Below are 19,154 nucleotides of genomic sequence, written 5' to 3'. Positions count from 1 at the left end.
ATAGTTCCTCCGTTCAAAAAAGCGACTCTCGCGAGTCGCTTTTTCTTATTGTTATTGATTATCTTTATTATTATCGCTGTTGTCAGCATTTTTGTTTGAATCATCTGAATTAGATTGATCTGAATTAGTTTGGTTCGTATCAGATTGACTAGAATCCGTTTGATTAGAATCAGACTTAGTTTGACTTGAATTGTCAGCATCTGAATTAGTTTCAGAAGTTGATTCGTTATCCTTATGTTCAGAAGGATAAACATCCTTGTCAAGGTCCATGTCTTCAAGCTTTTCAGAATCTTTCTTACCAGTTTCTTCATTCTTTTGCTTAGCAACATCTTTAGCTTCAGCAGCCTTCTTAGCTTCTTCAAAGGTTGCAGCACTTTCACTTGGGAATTCTTGGTTTGGATCATTATCTGGCATCTTACCAGTATTATACAAACTTAAGATTTCCTTTTCGTCAAGTGTTTCATACTTCAAAAGAGCTTCAGCAATAATCTTGTGTTGTTCACGGTGTGTTTCGATGATTTCTCTAGCACGTTCGTGATCTTCATCAATAATGCGTTTAACTTCTTGATCAATTGCCTTAGCAGTATCTTCAGAATATGAAGGTAATTGACGATAGTTACCACCACTGAATGGTTGACCATTCTTTTCAAGTTGAACAGTACCTAAGCGGTCTGTCATACCATATTCAGTAACCATTGTCCGGGCAATTTGTGTTGCCTGTTCAAAGTCATTTGAAGCACCAGATGAAGGTTGGCCAACAATAATTTCTTCAGCTGTACGACCACCTAATAATCCAGTGATTTGTTCATTCAAATCCTTTTTACTTGCAAGGTTTTGATCATCCTTAGGAAGCATGATGGCATAACCACCAGCACGTCCACGAGGTACGATTGTAACCTTTCTAACAACTCGAGAATCGTTCAATACTAAACCAATCAAAGCATGTCCTGCTTCGTGATAAGCAACAGTATGACGTTCCTCTTGAGGAATAACACGATTCTTTTTAGCTGGACCGGCAATAACACGGTCTTCAGCTTCATCCAAGTCAGTAGCATCAATCTTATGCTTACCACGTCTTGCAGCAACTAAAGCAGCTTCGTTTAGTAAGTTTTCTAGATCAGCACCAGCAAAACCTGGAGTTTGTTGAGCAATAGCCTTTAAATCAACATCATCAGCAAGTGGCTTGTTCTTGGCGTGAACCTTAAGAATAGCTTCACGGCCCTTAACGTCAGGACGACCAATAAGAATCTTACGGTCAAAACGGCCTGGACGCAATAGAGCTGGATCAAGAACATCAGAACGGTTAGTAGCGGCCATAACGATGACCCCTTCGTTACCTGTAAATCCATCCAATTCGATTAATAATTGGTTAAGGGTTTGCTCACGTTCATCATTACCACCACCGGTACCAGAACCACGTTGACGACCGACGGCATCAATTTCATCAATAAAGATGATTGATGGAGCATCTTTTTTGGCGTTTTCGAACAGATCACGTACACGTGATGCACCAACACCAACGAACATTTCAACGAAATCTGAACCAGAGATAGAATAAAATGGAACTTTAGCTTCACCAGCAACAGCCTTAGCTAGTAAAGTTTTACCTGTCCCGGGAGGACCCTCAAGTAGAACACCAGCTGGAATTCTTGCTCCCAGAGAAACGTACTTCCTAGGATCTTTTAGGAATTCAACAACTTCAACAAGTTCTTGTTTTTCCTCTTCAGCACCGGCAACATCGGAAAATCTAACTTTATTTTTCTTTGGATCTTCAGGTTTGACCTTAGATTTACCAAAGTTCATGACACGGTTTGCGCCACCACCTTGGCCTCCACGGCCCATCATTGCAAAGATTATAAAGAAGAATAATGCAAACGGAACAACCACCGTCAGAATCAACGAAATCCACTGACCTGATTGCGACTTAGGAGCTGCTGTTGTCTTAACATCCTGAGCTGAGGCAGCGTTATTGATTCTCTTTAACGTATCATTGTTGGGCAGAACAGTTGAACTAAATGAAGTTACTTCACTAGTAGTTGTGGATTGAGAACGGCTGAATAGTGACACGGAGCGTGTCGTTTCAGCTTTTTGAGCTTTCTTGTACTGACCAGTTACTTGATAAGCTCCCCCAATGGGTTCTAGCTTGAAACTCTTCACTTTGCCTTGCTTCAATTGTGTAATGAATTGGTCTTGGCTTAACGTTTTAGATTGGTCTGAGGATTGACCACCAGCAAACCAACTTGCTGCAAGAACCAAAACAACAAAGAGCAAGATGTAAAACAGGCTATTATTAATTAACCTATTTCGATTATTTTTCATACATTTCCTCCTAAATTACTTAGACGATACATATTGTAACATTGGTGAACAGTAACACAATAATAATTGTAACTCTATCTTAATTATTTTGTGCTATAGACCTCTGGTTTTAAAACGCCCACATAAGGTAAATTACGATAATGTTCATTGTAATCCATTCCATAGCCTACAACGAACTCATCTGGAATTTGAACTCCGAAATAATCGACCTTGACGTGCTTGATTCTTCGAGCTGGCTTATCTAAAAAGGATACGATTTTAATTGATTTAGCATGTCGCGCATTAAATAGCTCGGTCAAACGGTCCAAAGTATAACCGGTATCAATAATATCTTCCACTATAACGACATCTCGATCACGAATCGAAGTATCCAAATCCTTGATGATTCTCACATCGCCAGTAGTAACTGTATTTTCGCCGCCATAACTTGAAACATCCATAAAGTCGTATTCCATTTGAATATCAAGCTCTTTAACTAAATCCATCATAAACATCGCTGCACCACGCAGGATACAAACAAAAAGAGGATTCTTTCCACGATATTCTTCCGCAAGCTCTTTTCCAAGACGTTTATTGGCTTCTTCTATTTGTTCTTTTGAAACCAAAACATTTTTTATATCTGAGTTCATTCTTTTACTCCATCCAAGTTAATTTGGTAATGTTTATTACCTTTTTTTAAATAATCACTCATATTATAGATTTTTTCAACCCAAACAATCTGATTATCAAATAATAAAACTAAATAATCATTACGTTTATATTCAGGTATTTTCTCATTTATAAATCTTTTACTTAATTTTTGATGTTGACCATTGGATAGGAGCAATTTATCACCATTCCTTCTGGTCCTTAAGGTGATTTTTTCTGGTTTTTTATCAACCGTTATTGAGAAATCAGTTTCATCTTCCGTCACAGTTACTTTCCTGTGATTTAAAGTAGCCACTCGATTCAAGTGAAGCTCGACCTCTGTAAGATTTTTTGTCGAAATCTTTTCAACGACGAATTGATCGTAACTACGAATAAAGCGCCATGAATCCTCTAAATCAATCGAAGCATTGGCAGAATCATTGGTTAAAATACCGATAATTTGATTGATTTGTTTATTGCTGATGGAAATATCCAATTGCCGTTTAGCAAAAAAATTACCCCAAAATAAAGTTTGTTGAAAATGGTCCAATTTTAAAACCGGCTTGATTTTTCCTTTAATTATTCGTGCATCATCAACTAATATCATGGCTTGTTCGATTTGACTAAATTGCTTTTGAGCTAAATCGATCAAAGCCATCAATTGTTGATCAAAGAAACGAAAATGAGCTAAGAGTTGCCCATTTTCCTTTTGCAATTCAGGGAAAATATTATTTCTCAGACGATTACGTAAAGTAATATTACTAAAATTAGTTTCATCTTGCACATGTTTGATATCGTGAATATCGCCATACTCTGCTAATTCTTTTTTAGAAAAGTCTAAAAGCGGTCTAATTATCTGGCCATTGCCAAAATTTCTCTGTTCTTTTAAGCTGATGATTTCATAAGCATTGCCGGACCGAATCATCTTCATCAAGATATTTTCTGCCAAGTCATTGCCATGATGAGCCGTCACCAAGGTATCAAAATGTTCTTGTTTCATAACTTCTTTAAAAAATCCATAACGAAATTCTCGAGCAGCAGCTTCCATCCCAACATCACGAGGCTTTTTATCCCACTTTTTCGTGAAAAATTGGTAACCATTTTTTTGGCAATTATCCTTGACGAATTGTACTTCGGATTTGCTCTCTGGTCGAAGATCATGATCAACATTAACGACGCCAAATTTATCAGTCGGTAAAATTTGGGCAATGACATTCAATAAAACCATTGAATCCACGCCGCCAGAAACAGCTACTAAGATTTTCTTAGCTTGGAAACGTTCTAAATTTCTTTTGACAGTACCTACAATTCTTTTATCAATTAGCATTTCAAATTCTCCTAAAATTAAAAAGGCTGAGACAATGTCTCAACCCCTCCGATGAAATATTAACTACGACGACCTCCACGGCCACCACGTTTTCCTTCGGTATTCTTTTTAAGGATACTCAAACGTTCTTCACTTTCTTTCATGAAGCCCGACATCATATCATCAAAACTTTCAGGTTTATGTTGCTGTGGTTTTCTATCATTTCGATCATGTGAACGATGTGAATGATACTTTGGCTTAGGTCTATCGGTTGCTTGCTTAATCGATAATGCGATTTTATGATCCTTTTCATTAAGAACTAAAACTTTAACAGTATCGCCAACGCTTAGCACATCGTGAATATCTTTGACGTATCCATCAGCAATCTCACTGATGTGCACCATTCCGCTTTGTCCTTCTCCGAGGTCTACGAATGCCCCAAAATTTGTAATTCCAGTTACTTTACCTTCTGTTTTAGCTCCTACTTCAACTGTCATCTAATTAAAAATAATTCCTTTCCCTATTTTTGAATCGTAGTGGTCTTAACGTCGTCAGGTAAATTGTAAATTTGTTCGCCTGATTTACTATACATATACTTCTGGCGAATATATTTTTCCAAATAATTCGTATCATGAAGTTGACTAACTTCCAATTTTAAATCACTCTGAGTCGATTTCTGTTTGCTAAGCTTTTGCTTGCTAACTTCAATCTGATCCATCGTATTAGCGTACGTCCTGTGGGCATTAAAAATTTGCACGCCAAATACTATTAAAATAATCGCAAAAATAATCCCAATCATCGCAATTCTTCTGCGATGTACTTTTTTGACATAATTGTTCCGATTAGGATTTGGAGATTTTGATTTCTTCGGTTGTAAAACCGAAACATTGGAATTTAGTTTACGTACTTCCATACCACTACTCCCCTAGAATTGATTACCTTGAGTATAACAAGTTTATGCGCTTATTTGAATAATAAAATTGTTAATTTTAATCTATTTCAAACATTAATTATATTTCTTCGTACATATCTTCAGATTCAGTTTTCTTAGTTGTTTCTTTGATGTTAAGAACCTTGATTTTCATAGTTCTTTCACCAAAATGCAATTCAATAACGTCACCAACAGAAACGTCAGTAGACGATTTGGCAACTCGATCATTGATTAAAGCTCGACCATTGTCGGTGAATTCTTTAGCAACGGTTCTACGCTTGATAATTCGACTTACTTTTAAAAATTTATCTAACCTCATATTTACTCCCTAATCTTCATAAATTTTGTAATATATTTTCCCATGGGTAAAATTTCCCATTCTTCTTTAGTTAACATTTGCCAATGCTTCGTCAAACTCAAATAAATCAAGGCTCCAATCGGTATGGCAATAATGTTTATCAACACGCTGCTTGGGCGATTGACAATTACGGCCATTGATAAAAGCTTAACGATTATTTTAACAACTATTGCCATGATTAAACCAACTTTTATCAGTGAAAGGATAAATTTTTTATCCAACGATAAAAATTCACGATTGAAATTATAAATTATTAAGATACCAAACAAAATTACGCATTCGCTTAGGACAGTGGCCATTGCTCCTCCAGCTATCCCAAACTTTGGAATCAAAATAATATTCAAAGCTATCTTGGCTAACAAAGACATTCCAAAAAGAATTAGTTTATGAACATTCTTTTCGTCATCCCCACTAGTCACAGCAATCAATAAGTTGATAAATGACACAATCATTATCGACAACATGTAAATGGCTAATGATTTTGAACCACTAGCATCTGTAAAAAGCATTGTATTGATTTGAGGCATTAAGGCAATTAAGCCAGCAGTTTCTGCGACTGATAGCCATAAGCACACTCGAACCATCTTTTGAATCGTACTCTTATTTTGTTTGAGACGATTGGTTTCTTTTAATTGCGGCATGATAGTCGAAACAAATGACAATGACAAAACAATGCCCAATTGCAACAACGGCTGTCCACGATCAAAGATACCTTTTTGAATCTCTGCTTGATTTAAATTAATTCCGGCGTGCATTAATAGCCGCAACATTGAAAATGAATCAATGAACTGGTAAAAAATCGTTATTCCAGTAAAAACAACGATTAAAACCACTTCTAAGACTAGTCCATGTTCCAATTTGATTGGGTGATGGGACTTTTTATCCTGATGCAATTTTGCTTTATCCAATTTAGACTTATCTTTTAAAAACCAGATAACTAAAATGAAGACTGCAAAAATCCCACCAATAAAGGCTCCTGAGTTAGCCCAGGTCCCCATTTTGTAGACATCAAAAACTCCGCGTCCAAACAGTAAAGCACTGCCAATTATGATTACGATTCGCACCAATTGTTCAGAAACTTGCGAAATGGCACTTGGTTCCATAATCAAATTGCTTTGAAAATATCCACGCAAACTAGCTTCAAATGGAACTAGTAAAAATGCTAATGAGACTGCTCGCACTTCAGGATATAAATTAGGATCTCCCATTAAAAAAGCGAGATACTTCGCATAAAACCACAATAACCCTGTAATGACGACGCAGCTTACTAATAATAGGTTAAATGTCTTTTTCAATAGGTTATGTTTCGCAATTATTGTATCCTGCTGTGCAAAAGTCTTTGAAATAACGACTGGCAATCCCGAAAGCGCCAAGACAGAAAAAATCCCATAGAGAGGATAAACCTGTTGATAGATGAAATAGCCCCGATCCCCAACGATATTTTGTAATGGAATCCGATAAATAGCACTCAGCAGTTCTGAAAACAGCGATGCTATCGTCAAAATCCAGGTCCCCTTTATCGCCCTAGACACTTCTTTTTGCATATTATTTTTTAATTTTTTCTTTCTTTAATTTATCAAAATCCTCGGCCATTTTTTGAGCAAAGTTTTTCAGCTGGTCAAACCACTTATCCTTATCAACGCTTCCTGAATCCAGCGTGATTGTGAAGCCACCGTTCTTATCGCTGACTTTAGCTTTCATCGTTGTATTGCTTAAGAATTTGAAAACTAAATCACCTGTTAAGTAATCGTTAGCTTTTTGAGAGAACTTAAAATTGATCATCCCATTACGCATGATGACGCTCTTTACTAAGGATTCATCAAAGGAATTCTTCAATAAACTAATGTCCAATAAATTAGCAACTTCTTGTGGATAATCGCCGAAACGGTCTAACAACTCTGATTTAACTTCTTGATAATTTTCAAGTGAATCAATCTGTCTGATTCGTTTATAAAGTTCAACTTTTTGTCTTTGATCAGTGATATAAGTCTCGGGAAGATAAGCTTCCAAAGCGAGATTAACTTCAGCATTCGTCTTTTCAGCTTTCGTGTGGCCACGTTTTTTAGCCACAGCATCGTTTAACATTTGTGAATACAAATCAAAACCGACTGAATCGATGAAACCGTGCTGTTGTTTACCTAACAAATTACCAGCACCACGAATCGACAAATCTCGCATAGCAATCTTGAAACCAGAACCTAATTCAGTGAAGTTCTTGATGGCTTCAAGTCTTTGTTCGCCGACTTCCGTTAGAACTTTATTAGGACGATACATCAAGTAAGCATAAGCCACTCGATTCGACCGACCGACACGTCCTCTGATTTGATAAAGCTGAGATAGACCATAACGGTCAGCATTCTCAACAATCAAAGTATTGGTATTAGGCATATCGACACCAGTTTCAATAATGGTCGTGGTTACTAAGACATCATAGTCGCCTTCCAAATAGTCAGAAATCACGCCTTCCATTTGGGTCTCGTTCATTCGACCATGCGCTGTGGCAATCCTTGCATCTGGAACTAAAGCTTGCAATTGATCGGCCACTTGTTCCATATCTTCAACTCGATTGTGCAAGTAAAAGACTTGACCGCCACGAGCCATTTCACGTTTGATAGCTCCAGCAATCACTTGATAATTTTGTTCCATAACATAAGTTTGAACTGGATAACGATTGCTTGGTGCCGTTTCAATCAAAGACAAATCACGAACGCCTAACATCGACATATTTAAAGTCCGTGGAATTGGCGTTGCCGTCAAAGTCAAAACATCGACATTTGCCTTTAATTGCTTGATCTTTTCCTTATGTTTAACACCAAAACGTTGTTCCTCATCAATAATCAACAAGCCGATATCGCTGAATTTAACATCTTTTGAAAGCAAACGATGCGTTCCCACAATAATATCTAAAGAACCATCTTCCAAGGCTTCAATAGTTTCCTTACTTTGCTTACGAGTTTGAAATCTCGAAAGAATTCCGATATTAACTGGAAAGCCAGCAAAACGGTCTTTCATTGTCTCATAATGCTGTTGAACTAAAAGCGTCGTTGGTGCTAAGAAGACAACTTGCTTACCTGCTTCAACCGCCTTAAAAGCTGCTCTTAAAGCAACTTCTGTTTTACCAAAGCCAACATCCCCAACTAAAAGTCGATCCATTGGATGAGGCTTTTCCATATCACGCTTGATTTCATCGACTGACCTTAATTGATCCGGCGTTTCTGGATATGGAAAGGCGTTGTCAAAATCATGTTGCATCTGGTCGTCTTTAGGAAAAGCAAAACCTTTTTCAGCTTCACGTTTTGCATAAAGATCAATCAAATCATCTGCAATATCTTCAATATTAGATTGAACCTTCCGCTTAGTTTTTTGCCATTCATTGCCACCAAGCTTATTAACTCGAGGAGACTTTCCTTCAGCTGAAACATATTTTTGAACCATGTCCAATTGTGAGACTGGAATAAACAAACGACCATCGTCACGGTATTCAATCGTGATGTAATCTTGATGCTTGCCATCGACTTCCATTGTCTGCATACCGATAAATTTACCGATACCATGATTGACGTGGACAACGTAGTCGCCTGGTTTCAATTCGTTATAACTCTTTAATCGTTCAGCGTTAGCCAAAGTTTGATGACGACGTTTCTTTGGTTGACGATTGAATAATTCTTTTTCGGTAATGATTGCCAATTTTTCTTCAGGCATTTCAAAACCAGAAGAAAGCCCTGCATTCATCAGTTGAGTCGTTTGTGCTAACACTTTATCTTCAGTCGTTAAAGTCGCCTTAATACCGAAATCAACCAAGGTATCGTTGATTGCATTGATTCGTTTATCATTGCTGATCATTAAAATTACGGTATACGCTTGCTTTTGCCAACGTTCCACTTCTGATTTTAATAGAGGCATCTGACTGAAAAATTGCTGCATTGAACGCACGGAAACATTTTCCAATTGATTCAAGCGGATATGCCCCATACCTTGCTGGAATGCAGATAGATAAATTTGTCCATGAACGTCTTTTTTGATCAATTCATTGAAATCTTGACGAATCTTTTGTTCTGGCAAAGCTTTACCGAACTCTAATTGACTAGCTAGCCAAGATTGATTTTCGGCTTTACTATCATTTGATTGCTCGACCAAACGATTGAATTCATTAAAGATAATCAGGTCATCATCCGTTAAATAATCTAATAAACTGCTAGGACGTTCAAAAATATAGTCAGCGATTCGACCAACATTTTCTGGACGTATCCCTTCTGATAATTCTTCAATCGTTTGACCAAAAGAAACTTCCAAATTATTTTTAGTATCTTTATCAGCTGCTTCTAGTTGACGTTGGTAGCTCTTTTGCAGTTTTTGCAATCCAGATTCCACTTGTTCGTCAGTGATGATTCGATCTTGAGCTGGCAAAATTGTAATTTGGTCAACTGAATCCATGCTGCGTTGCGTCTCTGTATCAAAGAACTTGATTTCTTCCACTTGATCGCCAAAGAAATCAATTCTAACTGGATTATCGACATCTAAAGGATAAATATCGACAATATCGCCACGGATAGCAAAATCGCCAGGTTTAGCAACCAATTTATCCTTGACGTAACCCATTTGTACAAATTGTTGATTCAAATTTTCTAAATCATATTCAGCATCTTTTTTGATGTCTAATTGTGCATTTTGAAATAACGCTTTAGCCGATAATTCATATTCCAAACCAGCGACTGAAGTGACGATAATCCCCGGTTTATCACTTGCTAAAAAGCTCAATGAATCTAGTCGTTGGCTCAATTCATCTGGTGAACTAGTAGCTAATTCAGTTGAAATCGATTCTTCAACTGGAAAAATATGAACTAGCTCGCTATCCAAATAGTTCAAATCATCATAGAGCTTGTTTGCATGAAAATTTGTGTTTTCCACCATTAAAACCTTTTTATCGGTTTGTTTTAAAGTTTCCAATGCAAAAAGGGAAATCGTCGATCCCGTCAAACCAGTCAACAAGTTCTTCGTTTTGGGCTTGACTTGATTAATAAATTCCCCAAGGTTTAGCTTATTAAAAATGAAATTTATTAAATTCAATTTTTGCCCCCCTTTATCGTTAATTTAATTATATTTATTCATCAATTGATTAATATCGGTACCGTCGACCCAGTCCTTGACCATATCAACTGCTTGATCGATGCCGGATAATGCCACTGGTGCTTGGTCTTTTGAAAACGGCGTTAGAACCCAATTAACGACTGATTGTCTATCAGGATGTTGGATACCAATTTTAATACGATTAAAGTCTTTTGTTCCTATAGAAGAAATTATACTCTTAATCCCATTATGTCCACCAGCAGAACCCTTGGTTCTTAGTCGAACTTTACCAATTTGCATGTCGAGATCATCTTGGATAACCATCAACTCGCTAGGTTTTATTTGGTAGTAACCCATCAAAAAGTTAACTGCTCGACCTGATTCATTCATAAATGTCAAAGGTTTAACTAGAAAAACTGTTTCCCCAGCGACTTTGAATTTGCAATATTGTGCTTCAAAGTCTTTTTTCATTTGTGTCTGGCCATACTCGTCCATTAATTTATCAATCGTCATAAAGCCCATATTATGCTTGGTGCGATCGTATTTCTTTCCAGGATTTCCTAAGCCAACGATTAGTTTCATATTTAATACCTCATTTCGAACTTACATTATATCATGTTAAAAATACTAAATTTTCACTTTTTTCACAATCAGCTTGTTTATTTACCTCAATTATTTGTATAATGAACCACGGAACATATTATTTTCGAAGGGATGATATTTTATAATGACAACTCCAACAAACGAAAAGAATCACCAAAAAGTACTTCTAGTTGGTGACGGTGCCGTAGGTTCAACTTTTGCTTATGCTATGACACTTCAAGGTATTGCTCAAGAACTAGTTATCTGTGATATCGCTAAAGACAAGATTAAGGGTGACGCAATGGACCTTGCAGATGCAATTCCATTCTCATACCCAAAGAACATTCACGCTGGTGAATATTCAGATGCTAAGGATGCAGATCTTGTTGTTATCACTGCTGGTGCTCCACAAAAACCAGGTGAAACAAGACTTGACCTTGTTAACAAGAACTTGAACATCTTGAAGACAATCGTTGACCCTATCGTTGAATCAGGATTCAATGGTATCTTCTTAGTTGCTGCTAACCCTGTTGATATCCTTACATACGCTACTTGGAAACTTTCAGGCTTCCCTAAGGAACGTGTTATTGGTTCAGGTACTTCACTTGATACTGCTAGATTACAAAAATTCGTTGGTGAAGAATTAGATCTTGACCCTCGTTCAGTTCATGGTTACATCATGGGTGAACACGGTGATTCAGAATTCGCTGCATGGTCACATCTAACAATCGGTGGCGTTACAATGGCCGAATGGATGGAATCACATCCAGAAATTACTAAAGATACTCTTGACAAGATTTACAAGAAAGTTGTTAACGCAGCTTATGACATTATCAATACTAAGGGTGCTACATTCTACGGTATCGGTACTGCACTTGCAAGAATTTCTAAGGCATTGTTAAACGATGAAAACACTGTTCTTCCATTATCAAATATGATGACTGGTCAATATGGCGTTTCAGACATTTACATCGGTTCACCTGCAATCGTTAACCGTAAAGGTCTAAAACAAATCATCGAAGTTCCATTGAATGATGAAGAATCAGCACAAATGAAGAAATCAGCTGCAGAACTTGAAAAAATTCTTAAAGATGGTTTCGAAGCAACAGGTATCGAAGGTCGTCAATAATCTTTAATATCTCGCTTGAAAAAAAGTCTGAAACAAATGAAAAATTTGTTTCAGCTTTTTTTTTCCTTGGATTTACTGTATTATTAATTCAATTATAATTTGATTGGATGTGAATATATATGTTAGTTAAATCACTTGTACTCAAAAAGGACAAGCTTACAACTGTTAAAGAAACTGTTACACTCGAACAAGCTTTAAAGATTCTAGAAGACTCAGGTTTCCGTTGTGTGCCAATTTTAGATGAAAGTGGACAAATATTTAGGGGAAACATTTATAAGATGCATATCTACCGTCACAAGTCACGTGGTGGCGATATGAGTCTTCCTGTAACTACTTTAATGAAAAACGCTACTAAAACTATCAGCGTTGATTCACCATTCTTCAAAGTATTCTTTAATATCAAAGATTTGCCTTACATCGCAGTCTTAGATGAGAATAATCTTTTCTATGGAATTTTGACACACTCGCGACTTTTGAGTATGCTATCAGATGCCTGGAACTTGGATATTAGTAGTTATGTACTAACTGTCAGTTCTTCAGGCGACAGAGGCGATTTGGAAAAAATGTCCAAAATCTTTGCCAAATACGTTTCGGTTGCGGCTTGTATGACTTTAGATGCCAAGTCAAACGAAGTGGTCCGCAGAACTTTATTCACATTACCTTCTGGAACCGACGTCGACACTTTAAAAGAAATTATCAAGCGTCTTGAGAAAAAGAATTTCATAGTTTCTGAAATTGATGACTTAAAGTCTGGTAAAATACTAGATAAGAACACTTTGTAAGATAATTTTTTCTATTGATCAAGGTTGTAAAATTATCTACGCAGCAGGTAATTTCAAACTTTAATCATTTAGAAAGTAAATATTTTCAATCTGTTTTAAGATACACCCGTACCATAAGTTTCTAAAACAAAACCGTTTTTAAAACAAAACCAAAAAATCCTTATCAGCTGAGCTACGTCGGCTAGTAGGGATTTTTTATTAGTCTTAATTTATGGCATGACATATATAAAATATGATAATATTTTTACAAGGGCAAAATAATTTATAAATTTTATCAATCCCATTTTGTATGAAAATTATTGCGAAATTAGTGAAAGGACTGATTTTCTGACCAAATTCTATCAACTAACAACTACTGACGTTTTAGATAAGCTATTAGTCGATTCAAACCGTGGCCTAAGTAATCAACAAGTCCTCGAAAATCGAAATTTATATGGTACAAATAAACTATCTGAGAAAAAAGAAGATCCCGCGTGGAAAATTTTTCTCAAGGGCTTTAAAGAACCTATCGTGATTGTACTTATCGGTGCAATTTTTTTATCTCTGCTAAGTTCTTTTTACGCCTTCAATGTTCAAAATGAACCACAACATGGAAAAGAAGCTCTTTATGAAGCTATTGCCATTTTTATCTTAGTCATTATAAATGCTTCAATCGTCTTTTTCCAAGAAATGAGCACCAAAAAGAGTCTAGATGCCCTGAAAGAAATGGATAACCGGACTAGCGTTGTCTTGCGAGACCATGAATGGCAAACCATCCCCACTTCCCAAATTGTCGTCGGCGATATTATCAAAGTTAAAATGGGAGACTTTGTTGAAGCCGATGTACGCTGGATCAAGAGTTCAGAATTACAAGTTATCGAGTCTCACTTAACTGGTGAAGCTGATGCAATTTCAAAAGATACTTCAGTTATTTCTGAAGATACTCAATTGGCTGACCGTAATAACATGGGTTATTCAGGTTCAACTGTCTCTAACGGCCAAGGTATTGGTGTCGTTGTTGGTATCGGTGATAACACCGAAATGGGTAACATTGCGACGTTGATTCAAAATTCAGATACAAAGACTTCCCCACTTCAAGTCACCATTAAAAAATTAACTAGCAGTTTGATGAAAATCTCTTTAGCTGTCGTTATTTTGACTTTTATCATTGGAATCATCAAGGCTGGTGAATTAAGTATTGCTTCAATCACATCTGTTTTATCAACCTCGATTTCCTTAGCTGTAGCATCAATCCCTGATGCAATGCCAATTGTTTTATCGATTGTTCTGACGATCGGTGCTACTAAGACAGCTGCTAATAATGGATTGATCAAGTCCCTCAATAGCGTTGAAACTTTAGGCAGTACCTCTTATATTTGTTCCGATAAAACTGGTACTTTAACGCAAAATCAAATGACCGTAACTAATTTTTATGACGGTCAACATTCCTACAAAGTAAGTGGACTTGGTTATGAACCAGTGGGAGAAATCAAAGCCGGTGAAATTAATTTTCAAGCTGATGATTCCTTATTTATCAAAGGTAGCGTCTTATGTAACGAGGCTTCTGTCAAAGAGGTCAATGGGAAATTCAAACCGTTTGGAAATCCAACAGAAATTGCCTTAAATGTTTTAGGCCAAAAAGCTGGCGTAACTAAAGAATCACTAAAAAGTTCCAATAAAATTATGAGAACATTGCCTTTTACCAGTGACCGTAAAATGATGAGCGTTGTTGTTGAGACGCCAACTGCCTATCGGCTTTATACCAAAGGAGCTCCTGATGTTCTTTTAAAAAATAGTCAAAACATTTTGCTTAATAATAAAATTGTTTCCAGTTCCAATCATCAACAATTCTCAAATATAGTCGACGAATACGCTACTAAAGCTCTGCGGACTTTAGCAGTTGCCTATCGTGACTTAACTCAAAAAGAAGCACAGACAAGTACTATTGAGGAATTAGAACAGCAACTGACGATTGTTGGCGTAGCTGGCATTATTGATCCACCAAGGCCAGAAGTTAAAAAATCAGTTAAAACTTTAAACGATGCCAAAATTGAAGTAGTGATGATTACCGGCGACCATGCCAAAACAGCCCGAGCTATTGCTTATGATTTGGGAATCGTCAAATCTAAAAACGCAGTTGTAATTTCAGGTTCTGAAATCGAGAAGATGTCTGATGATGAACTCTTCAATTCAGTTTTAAAAACGAATATCTATGCACGAGTAACCCCAGAACATAAACAAAGAATTATCAAGCAGCTGCAACGTCAAAGACAAATAGTTGCTATGACTGGCGATGGTGTCAATGATGCTCCAGCTTTAAAAGCAGCCGACATTGGAATTGCCATGGGTATAACCGGTACGGAAGTAACCAAAGATTCAGCCGATTTGATTTTACTAGATGACAAATTTACGACCATTGAAAAATCAGTTCGTAGTGGTCGGATGATTTACGCTAATATCAAAAATTTCATGCGTCATGAACTAACAACTAACGTTGCCGAAGTAATGTCTTTACTATTTGGATTATTCTTTACTCAATCGATTGGTCAAGTAACCGCTGGTACAGCAACGTTGACTGCTTTGATGGTCTTATGGGTCAATATGATCAGCGATTCTTTGCCATCATTTGCTTTAGGATATGATGTTGCTGAATCTGACATTATGAAAGAAAAACCTCGTGATGTAAACGAATCGATTCTCGCTAACCACACCTGGTCAAGAGTCTTGATTCGAGGAACTATTATGGGAGCGATGGTTTACTTAGCCTTTTACTGGGCTGCACGAAATAATTTCACCCCTAATCAAGCTCAAACAGCCGCTTTTTTGACCCTAGTTTTCGGACAATTATGGCATGTTTTTGATGCTAGAAGCTCCAAATCGATTTTTAGAAGAAATCCATTTGAAAATAAACATCTATTAGTAGCAGTTTTATTTGCTGGTATTTCATCAATTCTAGTCACTGCCATCCCATTCTTCAATCTTGTGATGGGAACAGCGCAATTACCTCGAATCGTTTATTTATGGGTCATCTTTATCCCTGCTATTCCTACTTTTGTCCTTTCAGGACTTAAGGAAATTTTCAAAATTAAAATTTGGTAACTAAAAAGTTGTGATATAAGATTTGTACAAATCTATATCACAACTTTTTTTTGGATTAAAAGCTGCTTTTGTCACAGTCTCTTTTTAATTTTTTACTTTAGAATCATTCATTATAATATCTATCAACGAGCTGTATTCCAAGTTCAAACTATCCGCAACAGCTTTTTGAGTCAACTTGCCTTGATAAGTATTGATGCCAGTTTGAATAGTTTTATTTTGTTCCAAAGACACGCCCTTGTCAGCGATTGCTAAAGCATATGGCATTGTAACGCTTGATAAGGCTTGAGTAGCAGTTTTCGGAACCGCTCCTGGAATATTAGCCACAGTATAATGAACTACACCATGCGAGACATAAACGGGATCTTCATGAGTTGTTGCCTTAACGCTAGTTTCAAAGAGACCACCTTGATCGATAGGAATATCCACCACCACTGAGCCGGCTTCCATTGAAGCAATCATTTTTTCAGTAACCAATTTTGGAGTTGCAGCTCCCGGAATCAGTACCGCTCCAATTACCAAGTCAGATTCTTTGACACAATGTGCAATATTTTGTGAATTAGACATCAATGTTTGAATCTTGCCCGAAAAGATATTTTCAATTTCTTCCAAACGCTTGGGATTGATATCTAAGAGCGTGACAGATGCTCCCATACCAATCGCAATTTTGGCTGCGTTGACACCAACTGTTCCACCGCCAATAATCGTAACTTTGCCCTTTTTTACTCCTGGAACGCCACTCAGGAGCAATCCTTTACCAAGATGTGGTTTCTCTAAAAAATGAGCTCCCACTTGCACTGCCATTCGACCGGCAATTTCACTCATTGGGAACAACAGTGGCAAACTGCCATCTGGACCAATCATAGTTTCATAGGCGATTCCCGTTGCTTTACTTTCCAATAATGCCTCGGTTAATTTTTTATTAGCTGCCAAATGTAAATATGTGTAAATAATTTGACCAGCTTTAAAATATTTGTACTCACTTTCGATTGGTTCCTTAACTTTGATAATCATCTCGCAATTCCAAGCCTCAGCTTGAGTAACGATTGATGCTCCTGCATCAAGATATTGTTGGTTAGTATATCCAGAACCTAGACCGGCATTGTCTTCAACTAAAACTTGATGACCTGCTTTAACTAGCCCCGCCACTCCATCTGGTGTCGAACCAACACGATCTTCCTGTTTCTTTAGCTCTTTAGGTACGCCAACTATCATCAATCTTTCCTCCTTATTGTGGATTTCTTTTTGATGAATACATCATATCATGTAATGTAAGCCTTAACAATTTAATTAAGCTGGGAATTAATTTTAAAGAAAGGAATTAGATTTTAACTATTTTTTACTTCTGCCGATAAAAAAAGAGCCCTGATAATAAAAAGAATAATTATCAAGACCTCTTAAATTTTAATATTTGAAACACAAATATTTCTTTATTTTTTATATACTCTTGGCAATCTTTCACTCAAGCAGCAAAGAATTTCATAATTAATTGTTTTAGCATATTCAGCCACATCAGTAGCGGTGATTTCCTCATCGCCATCTTTACCAATAATAGTTACTCGAGTACCGACTGGCATTTTCTTAGGAAGTCGAACCATGAATTGATCCATGCAGACCCGACCAACAATCTGACATTTTTGACCATTGATCAAAACATTTGAACCAGACATCCGGCGCAACCAACCATCTGAATAGCCAATGGGAACCGTACCGATCCATTCATCCTCTTGGCTTGTGTAAGTTGCACCATATCCAATACTTGTACCAGCCTTGACTTTCTTAACAAAAACTAGCTCTGAATAAAGGCTCAAAGCAGGTTCTAATTTAAATGGCAATTGCGTAATATCTGTCCCTGAAGGGTTTAAACCATACAAGGCAATTCCATAGCGCACCATATTGATGGCCAAATCCTTATGCCACAAAGCTGTTGCTGAATTTGCACAGTGAACATAAGTAAAGTTCGTGGGCAAATCTCTCTTCATTTCTTTGAAATTTGCAACTTGTTTTTCAAAATACTTTTCATCAGGACTATCTGCTGTTGCAAAGTGCGTGAATAAACCTTCTGGAATAAAGGCTCTTTGATGTTCGTTCAAGAAATTGCAGGCTTCAACTAAATCATCGCGGTTTTGAAAACCGATTCGACCCATACCACTATCGATGGCAAGATGAACTTTTAAGTTAGTTGTTCGTAATTCGACAGCCACCTTTAGCCAATCTAGGTCACCAACTGTAACTGATATATTAGCTCTTGAAGCGATTTTTGCATACTCGACGGGAATTATACCTAAAACGAGAATTGGAGCTTGTACGCCACTATTACGTACCTCTAAAGCCTCATCTAATGTAGCTACGCATAAACCAGTTGCACCATAAGCAATTTCTGCTTGAGCAACCTTAACTAAACCGTGACCATAAGCATTAGCTTTTACGACTGCAAAAACCTCAGTACCTTCAGGGACGGCATTTAACTCATTTTGAAGATTCTTTTTTAATTTGCTTAAATCAACTTCCACATAAGCTGGACGATGAATTGATGGTAACATATTACTCTGCCTCCTCTAGAATAACCTCGGTTATTACTAGCTCATCAGTATCCGAAATAGATACCAAGATATTTCCTTTAAATAAATCAGTTTTGATATAAGGTTGACCAGATTGATGATTCAAAATGCTCAAATCATGAAAACCGATGCCACGAAGCCCAGTTCCCATAGCTTTAGTGAAAGCCTCCTTAACAGAGAAACGCCCTGTTAGATAAGTAATCTTAGCCTTTTCAGTATTTAAAGAATTGAAAACAGCAATCTCATCTTCATTTAAAATTTTCTCCAAAAATCGAGGATGACGACCATAAATCTTACGTACTCGATCAATCTCCGCAATATCTATACCCAGACCCTTAATCATATATAGAATACAACTCCTTTTTTAGAGAGCGGAACAAGGGCGATTAGCTCTCGGAGCGTAAGACAATTTCTCAA

Annotated in this window: 15 protein-coding genes; 3 read left to right on the top strand and 12 right to left on the bottom strand. The window is 36.9% G+C overall.

The window, feature by feature from the left end; translation table 11 throughout:
* Window positions 1-51: 51 nt before the first annotated feature.
* The 9 genes from ftsH to pth form a co-directional block, all read right to left on the bottom strand.
* Window positions 52-2,319: an ATP-dependent zinc metalloprotease FtsH gene (gene ftsH, locus FHL05_RS02290; RefSeq protein WP_153385516.1), complete on the bottom strand. Its 2,268-nt coding sequence runs from the start codon at window positions 2,317-2,319 to the stop codon at window positions 52-54.
* Between the two features lie 83 nt (window positions 2,320-2,402).
* A complete protein-coding gene (hpt, locus tag FHL05_RS02285) occupies window positions 2,403-2,948 on the bottom strand; it encodes a hypoxanthine phosphoribosyltransferase (RefSeq protein WP_153521941.1) in 546 nt (181 codons plus the stop codon).
* Window positions 2,945-4,273, bottom strand: coding sequence for a tRNA lysidine(34) synthetase TilS (gene tilS, locus FHL05_RS02280; RefSeq protein ID WP_153385518.1), 1,329 nt, complete (start codon window positions 4,271-4,273; stop codon window positions 2,945-2,947). The genes hpt and tilS overlap by 4 nt, the downstream gene beginning before the upstream one ends.
* Before the next feature lie 59 nt (window positions 4,274-4,332).
* Complete coding sequence (locus FHL05_RS02275) at window positions 4,333-4,749, bottom strand: S1 domain-containing RNA-binding protein (protein WP_153385519.1); 417 nt, start codon at window positions 4,747-4,749, stop codon at window positions 4,333-4,335.
* 23 nt (window positions 4,750-4,772) lie between these two features.
* On the bottom strand, window positions 4,773-5,165 hold the full coding sequence (locus tag FHL05_RS02270; RefSeq protein ID WP_153385520.1) for an FtsB family cell division protein: 393 nt from the start codon (window positions 5,163-5,165) through the stop codon (window positions 4,773-4,775).
* 97 nt (window positions 5,166-5,262) lie between these two features.
* On the bottom strand, window positions 5,263-5,502 hold the full coding sequence (locus tag FHL05_RS02265; RefSeq protein ID WP_153385521.1) for an RNA-binding S4 domain-containing protein: 240 nt from the start codon (window positions 5,500-5,502) through the stop codon (window positions 5,263-5,265).
* A gap of 2 nt (window positions 5,503-5,504) precedes the next feature.
* Complete coding sequence (locus tag FHL05_RS02260; RefSeq protein WP_153521939.1) at window positions 5,505-7,085, bottom strand: putative polysaccharide biosynthesis protein; 1,581 nt, start codon at window positions 7,083-7,085, stop codon at window positions 5,505-5,507.
* A 1-nt stretch (window position 7,086) separates the two neighbouring features.
* On the bottom strand, window positions 7,087-10,608 hold the full coding sequence (mfd, locus tag FHL05_RS02255; protein WP_153385523.1) for a transcription-repair coupling factor: 3,522 nt from the start codon (window positions 10,606-10,608) through the stop codon (window positions 7,087-7,089).
* Window positions 10,609-10,632: 24 nt separating this feature from the next.
* On the bottom strand, window positions 10,633-11,190 hold the full coding sequence (gene pth, locus FHL05_RS02250) for an aminoacyl-tRNA hydrolase (RefSeq protein ID WP_153385524.1): 558 nt from the start codon (window positions 11,188-11,190) through the stop codon (window positions 10,633-10,635).
* Window positions 11,191-11,335: 145 nt separating this feature from the next.
* Between pth and FHL05_RS02245 the strand changes: the two genes are divergently transcribed.
* The 3 genes from FHL05_RS02245 to FHL05_RS02235 all read left to right on the top strand — a co-directional run bounded on the left by FHL05_RS02245 (window position 11,336) and on the right by FHL05_RS02235 (window position 16,179).
* On the top strand, window positions 11,336-12,319 hold the full coding sequence (locus FHL05_RS02245) for an L-lactate dehydrogenase (RefSeq protein ID WP_153385525.1): 984 nt from the start codon (window positions 11,336-11,338) through the stop codon (window positions 12,317-12,319).
* 119 nt (window positions 12,320-12,438) lie between these two features.
* Window positions 12,439-13,101: a cyclic di-AMP binding protein CbpA gene (gene cbpA, locus FHL05_RS02240; protein ID WP_153385526.1), complete on the top strand. Its 663-nt coding sequence runs from the start codon at window positions 12,439-12,441 to the stop codon at window positions 13,099-13,101.
* Window positions 13,102-13,428: 327 nt separating this feature from the next.
* Window positions 13,429-16,179, top strand: a complete 2,751-nt coding sequence (locus FHL05_RS02235) for a cation-translocating P-type ATPase (protein WP_153385584.1) — start codon at window positions 13,429-13,431, stop codon at window positions 16,177-16,179.
* Between the two features lie 84 nt (window positions 16,180-16,263).
* On the opposite strand, the gene ald is transcribed toward FHL05_RS02235, so the two are convergent.
* The 3 genes from ald to acpS form a co-directional block, all read right to left on the bottom strand.
* The gene (gene ald, locus FHL05_RS02230) at window positions 16,264-17,391 is read right to left on the bottom strand and encodes an alanine dehydrogenase (protein ID WP_153385527.1); all 1,128 of its coding nucleotides are present in this window, start codon (window positions 17,389-17,391) and stop codon (window positions 16,264-16,266) included.
* A 215-nt stretch (window positions 17,392-17,606) separates the two neighbouring features.
* Window positions 17,607-18,719, bottom strand: coding sequence for an alanine racemase (gene alr, locus FHL05_RS02225; protein ID WP_153385528.1), 1,113 nt, complete (start codon window positions 18,717-18,719; stop codon window positions 17,607-17,609).
* Window position 18,720: 1 nt separating this feature from the next.
* The gene (gene acpS, locus FHL05_RS02220) at window positions 18,721-19,080 is read right to left on the bottom strand and encodes a holo-ACP synthase (protein ID WP_153385529.1); all 360 of its coding nucleotides are present in this window, start codon (window positions 19,078-19,080) and stop codon (window positions 18,721-18,723) included.
* Window positions 19,081-19,154: the final 74 nt, after the last annotated feature.

It is taken from the genome of Companilactobacillus halodurans (assembly GCF_009600995.1).
In the GTDB taxonomy this organism is placed as follows: Bacteria; Bacillota; Bacilli; order Lactobacillales; family Lactobacillaceae; genus Companilactobacillus; species Companilactobacillus halodurans.
This window is presented reverse-complemented; position numbering and strand designations above follow the sequence as displayed.

Coding starts and splice junctions, on each gene's coding strand:
- ftsH (WP_153385516.1), bottom strand. CDS start 2,319: ATGAAAAATAATCGAAATAGGTTAATTAATAATAGCCTGTTTTACATC.
- hpt (WP_153521941.1), bottom strand. CDS start 2,948: ATGAACTCAGATATAAAAAATGTTTTGGTTTCAAAAGAACAAATAGAA.
- tilS (WP_153385518.1), bottom strand. CDS start 4,273: ATGCTAATTGATAAAAGAATTGTAGGTACTGTCAAAAGAAATTTAGAA.
- FHL05_RS02275 (WP_153385519.1), bottom strand. CDS start 4,749: ATGACAGTTGAAGTAGGAGCTAAAACAGAAGGTAAAGTAACTGGAATT.
- FHL05_RS02270 (WP_153385520.1), bottom strand. CDS start 5,165: ATGGAAGTACGTAAACTAAATTCCAATGTTTCGGTTTTACAACCGAAG.
- FHL05_RS02265 (WP_153385521.1), bottom strand. CDS start 5,502: ATGAGGTTAGATAAATTTTTAAAAGTAAGTCGAATTATCAAGCGTAGA.
- FHL05_RS02260 (WP_153521939.1), bottom strand. CDS start 7,085: ATGCAAAAAGAAGTGTCTAGGGCGATAAAGGGGACCTGGATTTTGACG.
- pth (WP_153385524.1), bottom strand. CDS start 11,190: ATGAAACTAATCGTTGGCTTAGGAAATCCTGGAAAGAAATACGATCGC.
- FHL05_RS02245 (WP_153385525.1), top strand. CDS start 11,336: ATGACAACTCCAACAAACGAAAAGAATCACCAAAAAGTACTTCTAGTT.
- cbpA (WP_153385526.1), top strand. CDS start 12,439: ATGTTAGTTAAATCACTTGTACTCAAAAAGGACAAGCTTACAACTGTT.
- ald (WP_153385527.1), bottom strand. CDS start 17,391: ATGATAGTTGGCGTACCTAAAGAGCTAAAGAAACAGGAAGATCGTGTT.
- alr (WP_153385528.1), bottom strand. CDS start 18,719: ATGTTACCATCAATTCATCGTCCAGCTTATGTGGAAGTTGATTTAAGC.
- acpS (WP_153385529.1), bottom strand. CDS start 19,080: ATGATTAAGGGTCTGGGTATAGATATTGCGGAGATTGATCGAGTACGT.